Genomic DNA, 8,939 nt, shown 5'->3' with positions numbered 1-8,939 from the left:
GTTCCGCAGTGGCAGAGCCTGGAGCGAGGACAGCGGCTTGCCTCGGTGCCCGGCGGCCGCGCCTGGAGGGCGAGTTCGGGGGCGCGGGCGTCCTCGTCACCGGTTCGATCTTCACGGTCGGCGACGCCCGGCTGCTGCTCAAGAGGGGCTGACTCCTGTGCGTACGCTCTGCGCCTCGACGCTGATCGGTGAGTTCTTCGTGATCGGCTTCGCCGGGCTCGTCGCCATGAAGGACGACTCGCTGGCGATGTCGACGGTCTGGACGGTCTGCGGGATCGCCATGGTCCTCTCGGTGCTGCTGTGCGGGATGATCACCCGTCCGGGCGGCGTGCAGCTCGGCTGGGCGCTGCAGATCGCGCTGATCGCGAGCGGCTTCTTCGTGCCGAGCATGTTCTTCCTCGGCGCGGTGTTCGCCGTGCTGTGGTGGGCCTCGGTGCACTACGGGCGCAGGATCGACGCCATCAAGGCGAGCTGGGCCGCCGCCCAAGGCTCCGCAGGGCCTGACGCTGCGTGATGACGGCTGGTGCGGGCCCTGTAGATTCAGTAGGGCCCCGCACACCGTTGTCTGAAGGAGTTCCACCGTGAGCCAGCGATCGCTCGTCCTGCTCAAGCCCGACGCCGTCCGCCGTGGTCTGATCGGCGAGATCATCGGCCGTATCGAGCGCAAGGCGGGCTGGACCATCACGGCCCTGGAGATGCGCGAGCTCGACGAGGGGACGCTGGAGCAGCACTACGGCGAGCACAAGGGCAAGCCCTTCTACGAGCCGCTCATGGGCTTCATGCAGTCCGGCCCGGTCGTCGCGCTCGTCGTCGAGGGCGAGCGGGTCATCGAGGGCCTGCGCACGCTGGCCGGCCCGACCGACCCGATCGCCGCCGCCCCGGGCTCGATCCGCGGCGACTTCGGCACCATCGTCCGCGAGAACCTGATCCACGCCTCGGACTCCGAGGAGTCGTCGGCCCGCGAGCTGAAGATCTTCTTCCCCGGTCTCGTCTGAGACGGAGCCGCTGTCTGACCCGTTGTCACCCGGTGTCAGCCGATCAGCGTCATGACCTGGGGGCGACCGAAGGAATTCGGTCGCCCCCAGGCATATGAACGCCGATCCCGGGAACGGATCGCCGCGTCATTCCGTCACCTATACAGAGGTGGCCTGAGGCGGTCCGCCGCGCGGTATCCGTGCGGGCGGCACTACGATGGAAAACTCCACGCCGCACCACCTTCAGCCACCACCTCGCCGACCTGAGAAGCCGTCAACGCTCCGCTAGGGAAGGCCCGACGCATCCTCATGGGAAACAAGGGGAACTCAATGTCGTTCATCGGCCGTGACATGGCTGTCGACCTCGGGACCGCCAACACGCTGGTGTACGTCAGGGGTCGAGGCATCGTTCTGAACGAGCCGTCCGTCGTCGCGATCAACACCAACACCGGCGGCATCCTCGCGGTGGGTGCCGAGGCGAAGAAGATGATCGGCCGGACGCCCGGCAACATCGTCGCCGTGCGCCCGCTGAAGGACGGCGTCATCGCCGACTTCGAGATCACGGAGCGGATGCTCCGCTACTTCATCCTCAAGATCCACAAGCGCCGCTACCTGGCCCGCCCGCGGGTCGTCGTCTGCGTGCCCTCCGGCATCACCGGCGTCGAGCGCCGCGCCGTCATCGAGGCCTCCACCCAGGCCGGCGCCCGCCAGGTGCACATCATCGAGGAGCCCATGGCCGCGGCCATCGGCTCGGGCCTGCCGGTCCACGAGGCCACCGGCAACATGGTCGTCGACATCGGCGGCGGCACCACCGAGGTGGCCGTCATCTCCCTCGGCGGAATCGTCACGGCACAGTCCATCCGGGTGGCCGGCGACGAGCTCGACAACGCGATCATCCAGCACGTCAAGAAGGAGTACTCGCTCCTCCTCGGCGAGCGCACCGCCGAACAGATCAAGATCACCATCGGCTCCGCCTACGACCTCGGCGAGGACGAGCACACCGAGATCCGCGGCCGCGACCTGGTCTCCGGCCTGCCCAAGACCGTGGTCATCTCCGCCGCCGAGGTCCGCAAGGCCATCGAGGAACCGGTCAACGCCATCGTCGACGCGGTGAAGACGACCCTCGACAAGTGCCCGCCGGAGCTCTCCGGTGACGTCATGGACCGCGGCATCGTTCTCACGGGTGGCGGCGCCCTGCTGCGCGGCCTCGACGAGCGGCTGCGCCGCGAGACCGGCATGCCGATCCACATCGCCGAGGACCCGCTGGACTCCGTGGCCCTCGGCTCCGGCAAGTGCGTCGAGGAGTTCGAGGCGCTGCAGCAGGTCCTCGACGCCCAGCCGCGCCGCTGACCCGGGGGGCGCTCACCCGAGAGCCCCCCGCACCCGGTACAACTCCATCACCAACTTCATCGACCTCATCACCCGTCACATCCCGTCTTACTGAGGAAGGGCACGGCCGCCGCACGTGAGGGACACACGAGAGAGCCGGCTGCTCCTGGTGCTGCTGATCGCCATCGCGTTCGCACTGATCACGGTGGACATCCGAGGAGGCCAGGAGTCGCCGGTCGACGGTGCCCGACAGGCCGCGGCCGCGGTCTTCGGTCCCGTCGAGAACGGAGTCGCCTCGGCGGTCGACCCGATCGGCAACGCCATAGGGGCGGTTCGCGACTCCGGCGAGCGGCACAACCGCATCGCCGCGCTCGAACAGGAGAACGCCGCCCTCAAGGCCAAGCTCGGCAGCGACGACCGCAACCGCAGCCGGCTGCGCGAACTCGACGCCATGCTGAAGACCGCCGGCGCCGGCCAGTACGGCATCAAGGGCGCCGAGGTCATCGCCATAGGGGCGGCCCAGGGCTTCTCCTGGACCGTCACCATCGACATCGGCGCCCGCGACGGCATCCGGCGCGACATGACCGTGCTCAACGGCTCGGGACTGGTCGGCCGGGTCACCACCGTCGGCCCCTCCACGTCGACCGTGCTGCTCGCCAACGACCCCGACTTCACCGTCGGCACCCGGATGGAGAAGACCGACGAACTCGGCTTCGCCACCGGCCAGGGCGACCGCCCGCTGCTCGTCCAACTCCTCAACGGCAAGGCCAAGGTCAAGCCCGGCGACCGGCTCGTCACCTTCGGCTCGCAGGCCGACAAGCCCTTCGTGCCCGGCGTGCCGGTCGGCCAGGTCGTCCGCGTCGACCCGTCGGGCGGCGGCCTGACCCGTAACGTCTACGTCCGCCCGTTCGTCGGCTTCACCAAGCTCGACATCGTCGGCGTCGTCGTCCAGGCCCCGCGCACCGACCCGCGCGACATGGTCCTGCCGCAGAAGCCCAAGCCCGCGCCCACCGTGACGGTGACGGTCACTCCGACGCCGACCGCGCCGGACGGGCAGCAGAAGCCGGGCGAGCAGCCCGGTGGGGCCCAGCAGCCCGGCACGGCCCAGCAGCCGGGAGACCAGCAGAACCAGCAGCAGGACCAGGGGGAGACGCGATGAAGATCAACCGGATCCTCCTCTCGGCCGCGCTGATCGTCGTCGCCCTCGTCGTCCAGGTCTCCGTCCTCGCCCGCCTCCAGCTCCCGGGCGCCGTCCCCGACCTCGTCCTGCTCACCGTCGTGGCCCTCGCCCTGGTGTACGGGCACGTCACCGGCGCCCTCGTCGGCTTCACCGCCGGCCTGCTCGCCGACCTCGCCCCGCCCGCCGACCACGCCGCCGGGCGGTACGCCCTCGTGCTCTGCGTCGTCGGCTACCTCTGCGGTCTCGCCCGCCCCGACAACGGCCGGCTCAAGTCCGCCACCGGCCCGATGACCGTGGTCGTCGTCGCCGCCCTCGGCTCCACCCTGCTCTACGCGGGCGTCGGCGCCCTCGTCGGCGACACCGCCGCCCGCCATGTCGGCCTCGGCTTCCTGCTGTTCACCGCGGCCCTCTACGACCTGCTCCTCGCGCCGTTCACCGTGCCGCTCATCATGGCCATCGCCCGGCGCGCCGAGAACGACCCGCTCGCCGGGGCCGAAGGCGCCGGCGGCACCGACGTCTCCTCCGGCTGGCTCTCCTCCGGCACCGGCCTGAGGATCGGCACCCAGCGCGGCGGCCTGCGCGTCAAGGCCGCACGGAACCGCGCCTCGCGCGCCGGACGCATCAAGGGAGTCAAGCGACTGTGATCCAGGGGGCAGCGGCAGCATGAGCAACATCCCCGAGACCGGGCGGACCCCCCGGGTCCAGATCCGGCTCGTGATCATCCAGGTCCTCGTCTTCTCCCTGCTCTTCACCCTCGGCGGACGCCTCTGGTACCTCCAGATCCGCAACGGCAAGGAGTACACCGACGAGGCGAAGAACAACCACGTCCAGCAGGTCGTCCAGCCCGCCGTGCGCGGCTCCATCCTCGACGCCCGCGGCGTCCCGCTCGCCGACAACGAGACCCGGCTCGTGGTCTCCGCCTCGCGCACCGAGCTGATGAAGATGAAGGACGACGGCAAGGCCGTCCTCACCCGGCTCGCCGGCGTCCTCGGCATGCAGCCCCAGGACGTCGTCAACAAGATCCGGCTCTGCGACTCCAAGACCCCCAAGCCCTGTTGGAACGGTTCGCCCTACCAGCCGATCCCGGTCACCGACGAGGCCACCACCCAGCAGGCCCTGCAGATCCGCGAGCGCGCCGAGGACTTCCCCGGCATCACCGCCGAACCCGCAGCCGTCCGCCGCTACCCGGCCCCCGGCAAGTCCCGCACCTCCCAGGTCCTCGGCTACCTCTCGCCCGTCACCGACCAGGAGATCGAGAAGGCCAAGGACACCGACTCGCCGTACCTGCGCTCCGACCAGGTCGGCCGCTCCGGCCTGGAGCGCACCTACGACAAGCAGCTGCGCGGCAAGGCCGGCGTCACCCGCTACGAGGTCGACAACCTCGGCCGCGTCATCGGCCAGGCCAAGAGCGACCCGGCCGAGCCCGGCGCCAACGTCGTCACCTCCATCGACGCCCGCGTCCAGGCGGTCGCCGAATGGGAGCTGCACAACGCGATGGTCGAGGCCCGCAAGACCTTTGACCGGAACACCAACGAGAACTACAAGGCCGACGCCGGCGCCGTCGTCGTCATGGAAGCCAGGACCGGCCGCATCGTCGCCATGGCCTCCCAGCCCGACTACGACCCCAACGCCTGGGTCGGCGGCATCTCCGCCAAGGACTACGCGGCCCTCACCGGCAAGAACTCCAACTTCCCGCTGCTCAACCGCGCCATCCAGGGCCAGGCCGCGCCCGGCTCCATCTTCAAGGTGGTCTCGACGACCGCCGCCGTCAACGCGGGCTACGACTTCGACGGGCGCTACCCGTGCACCAGCTCGTACTCCATCGGCAACCAGGTCTTCAAGAACTTCGAGTCGCAGAACCACGGCCCCATCTCCCTCGGCCGCGCCCTCGAAGTCTCCTGTGACACCGTCTTCTACGCCCTCGCCCACCAGCAGTGGATCAAGGACGGGGGGATGAAGCCGAAGAAGAACCCGGGCGACTGGTTCTACAAGACGGCCCATCAGTTCGGCCTCGGCGCCGAGACCGGCATCGACCTGCCCAACGAGGTCACCGGCCGCGTCCCCGACCGCCAGTGGAAGCAGCGGTTCTGGGAGGACAACAAGGACTGGTGGTGCAAGAACGGCAAGAAGGGCGGCACCTACGTCCAGCAGCTCTCCTACGAGAACTGCCTCGAAGGCAACCTGATGCGCGCCGGTGACTCCGTCAACTACTCCATCGGACAGGGCGACACGCTCGTCACCCCGATCCAGATGGCCACCATCTACGCCGCCATCTCCAACGGCGGCACCCTGTGGAACCCCACCGTCGGCAAGGCCGTCATCAGCGCCGACGGCAAGAAGGTCACCGAGATCAAGCCCAAGTCGCACGGCCGGCTGCCCTTCAACGCGGACACCCGCAACTTGATAGACGAAGCCCTCGCGGGAGTCGCCACCCGCGGTACGGCCGCCTGGCGCTTCGGCGGCTGGCCGCAGGACAAGATCCCGATGCACGCCAAGACGGGTACCGCCGAGGTCTACGGCAAGCAGACGACCTCCTGGTTCGCCACGTACACCAAGGACTACGCGATCGTCATGACGATCGCCCAGGGTGGCACGGGCTCCGGCGCCTCCGGCCCCGCCGTGCGCAACATCTACGACGCGCTGTACGGCCTCGACGACTCCGGCAAGCAGGACCTGAAGCGGGCGCTGCTGCCGCAGCCGCAGCAGACGCTGCCGAAGATCGAGGCGGACGGCTCGATCGACGCGCCGAAGATCAAGCCGTACGACCCCGAAGAGCAGAAGGTCGACGAGACGAAGCAGATCGACGGCACCCAGCCCGGCGGGACCCAGCCGCCGGCGCCGCCGACCGACCCCGCCACGCCCACCAAGAAGCCGGACGACGATCCACGGCTCGCGGGCCCGCCCGCCACCCGCGGGAGGCTCTGACCGATGACCGCACCCCACGGCTTCTCCGTCTCGCGGTACGCACCCGAGCGCGGCGCCCTCGCCAAGCTCACCGCCCGCGACTCGGTGCTCCGCCGGCTCGACTGGCCGATCCTGCTCTCGGCGCTCGCGCTGTCGCTCATCGGCTCGCTGCTCGTGTGGTCCGCGACCCGCGGCCGCACCACGCTCAACCAGGGCGACCCGTACTACTTCCTGTTCCGGCACGTCCTCAACACCGGCATCGGCCTCGCCCTGATGATCGGCACGATCTGGCTCGGCCACCGCACCCTGCGCGGGGCCGTGCCGTTCCTCTACGGCCTCTCGATCCTGCTGATCCTCGCCGTCCTCACCCCGCTCGGCGCCACCATCAACGGCGCACACGCGTGGATCGTGATCGGCGGCGGCTTCTCGCTCCAGCCGAGCGAGTTCGTCAAGATCACCATCATCCTGGTGATGGCGATGCTCCTCGCCGCGCGGGTCGACGCCGGCGACCAGCTCCACCCCGACCACCGCACCGTCGCCAAGGCCCTCGGCCTCGCCGCCCTCCCCATGGGCATCGTCATGCTGATGCCGGACCTCGGGTCCGTGATGGTCATGGCGGTCATCGTGCTCGGCGTGCTCCTCGCCTCCGGCGCCTCCAACCGCTGGGTGCTCGGCCTGATCGGCGCGGGCGTCCTCGGCGCGGTCCTCGTCACCGCGCTCGGCATGCTCGACGAGTACCAGATCAACCGCTTCGCCGCCTTCGCCAACCCCGACCTCGACCCGGCCGGCGTCGGCTACAACACCAACCAGGCCCGTATCGCCATCGGCTCCGGCGGCCTCCTCGGCGCCGGCCTCTTCAAGGGCTCCCAGACCACGGGCCAGTTCGTCCCCGAACAGCAGACCGACTTCGTCTTCACGGTCGCGGGCGAGGAACTCGGCTTCGTCGGCGCCGGCCTCATCCTCGTCCTGCTCGGCGTCATCCTGTGGCGCGCCTGCCGGATAGCGCGGGAGACGAGCGAGCTGTACGGCACGATCGTGGCCGCCGGCATCATCGCGTGGTTCGCGTTCCAGTCGTTCGAGAACATCGGCATGACGCTCGGCATCATGCCGGTGGCGGGCCTGCCGCTGCCGTTCGTGTCGTACGGCGGTTCGTCGATGTTCGCGGTGTGGGTGGCGATCGGCCTGCTCCAGTCGATCAGGGTGCAGCGGCCGATAACGGCGTAGCGCCGACAGCGGCGCGGTGCCGGCAACGGCGTGGTGCCGTGAACGGCGTAGTTCGCCTCCCCCTCGCGGTCTTCCGGTCGTAGATTCGTTGCATGGCGGAGAAGCGACCGGACACGAAACGCGAGATCGAGCGCAAGTACGAAGCCGGCGCGGACGTGCGGCTCCCGGACCTCACCGAGGTCCGGGACGTGGCCGCCGTCCACCCGGAGGGCGTCATGGAACTCGACGCCGTCTACTACGACACGGCCGGCCTCCGCCTCGCCGCCGACTCCCTCACCCTCCGCCGCCGGACGGGCGGCTCGGACGCCGGCTGGCACCTCAAGTTCCCCGTCGCCGCCGGAATCCGCGACGAGATCCGCGCCCCGCTCTCGGACACCCTCCCGCCCTTCCTGGCGAAGCTCCTCCGCTCCCGCGTCCGCACCGAACCCGTCATCCCGGTCGTCAGCCTCCGCTCCTCCCGCGACGTCCACCACCTGGCGGCCAAGGACGGCACCCCACTCGCCGAACTCTCCGTCGACACGGTCCACGCCGCCCGCCTCACCGGCCCGGACACGGCCGAAGTCACCTGGACCGAGATCGAGGTCGAGCTCGCGGACGGCGCCGACGAGGCGCTCCTCGACGCGGTCGAGAAACGCCTCAAGAAGGCGGACATCCACCCCTCGGCGTCCCCGTCGAAGCTGGCCAGGGCCCTGGAGGAGACCGGCGCGTCCCTGCCCGCGCGAGAGAACGCCGGCGGAGCCCCCGGGACCGCCGGGCATGCCGTCCTCGCCTACGTACGGGACCAGGTCGACGCCGTCGTCGCGCTCGACCCCGCCGTCCGGCGCGACCTGCCCGACGCCGTGCACCAGATGCGGGTCGCCTGCCGCAGGATGCGCAGCGCCTTCAAGTCGTACCGCAAGGTGCTCGACCGCGGCGTCACCGACCGCGTCGGCGAGGAGCTGAAGTGGCTCGCCGGCGAGCTCGGCGTCGCCCGCGACGAGGAGGTGCTGACCGCCCGCCTGAACGCCCGGCTCGACGAACTGCCGAACACCCTCCGCCTCGGCCCCGTCCGCGCCCGGCTGCGCGTCCGAGGCGCGCGCCGCGCCGAGGAAGCCCGGTCGAGGGTGCTCGCCGCGCTGGACTCCCCGCGCCACCTCGCGCTCCTCGAAACCCTCGACGCGCTCCTCGCCGACCCGCCCCTGCGCGAAGCGGCCGCCCACGACGCCCCCGAGGTCCTCGCCCAAGCCGTCCGCAAGGACTTCGACCGGCTCGCCGGCCGGGGTGTCCGCGCCCTCCCCCTCGCCCCCCGCCCCCAGCCCCACCAACCCCCGCTCGCCCCCCCCACAGCC

Annotated in this window: 8 protein-coding genes; all 8 read left to right on the top strand. The window is 70.5% G+C overall.

Going from position 1 to position 8,939, the window contains the following annotated elements; all coding sequences use genetic code 11:
- Nucleotides 1-157 precede the first annotated feature (157 nt).
- Nucleotides 158-514 carry a DUF4233 domain-containing protein gene (locus tag ACWEV0_RS35130; protein WP_453153874.1) on the top strand — a complete coding sequence of 119 codons (357 nt, stop codon included), beginning with the start codon at nt 158-160 and terminating at the stop codon, nt 512-514.
- Between the two features lie 67 nt (nt 515-581).
- Nucleotides 582-995, top strand: a complete 414-nt coding sequence (gene ndk, locus ACWEV0_RS35125; protein WP_453153873.1) for a nucleoside-diphosphate kinase — start codon at nt 582-584, stop codon at nt 993-995.
- Nucleotides 996-1,304: 309 nt separating this feature from the next.
- Nucleotides 1,305-2,324, top strand: coding sequence for a rod shape-determining protein (locus ACWEV0_RS35120; protein ID WP_403792923.1), 1,020 nt, complete (start codon nt 1,305-1,307; stop codon nt 2,322-2,324).
- A 115-nt stretch (nt 2,325-2,439) separates the two neighbouring features.
- On the top strand, nt 2,440-3,462 hold the full coding sequence (gene mreC, locus ACWEV0_RS35115; RefSeq protein ID WP_453153872.1) for a rod shape-determining protein MreC: 1,023 nt from the start codon (nt 2,440-2,442) through the stop codon (nt 3,460-3,462).
- Nucleotides 3,459-4,127, top strand: a complete 669-nt coding sequence (gene mreD / locus ACWEV0_RS35110; RefSeq protein ID WP_453153871.1) for a rod shape-determining protein MreD — start codon at nt 3,459-3,461, stop codon at nt 4,125-4,127. The genes mreC and mreD overlap by 4 nt, the downstream gene beginning before the upstream one ends.
- Before the next feature lie 19 nt (nt 4,128-4,146).
- Nucleotides 4,147-6,408 carry a penicillin-binding protein 2 gene (gene mrdA / locus ACWEV0_RS35105; RefSeq protein ID WP_453153870.1) on the top strand — a complete coding sequence of 754 codons (2,262 nt, stop codon included), beginning with the start codon at nt 4,147-4,149 and terminating at the stop codon, nt 6,406-6,408.
- Between the two features lie 3 nt (nt 6,409-6,411).
- A complete protein-coding gene (gene rodA, locus ACWEV0_RS35100; protein WP_453153869.1) occupies nt 6,412-7,611 on the top strand; it encodes a rod shape-determining protein RodA in 1,200 nt (399 codons plus the stop codon).
- Nucleotides 7,612-7,703: 92 nt separating this feature from the next.
- On the top strand, nt 7,704-8,939 hold a 1,236-nt coding region (locus ACWEV0_RS35095; protein WP_453153868.1), incomplete at its 3' end, for a CYTH and CHAD domain-containing protein.

It is taken from the genome of Streptomyces sp. NPDC003943, from assembly GCF_053605265.1.
This window is presented reverse-complemented; position numbering and strand designations above follow the sequence as displayed.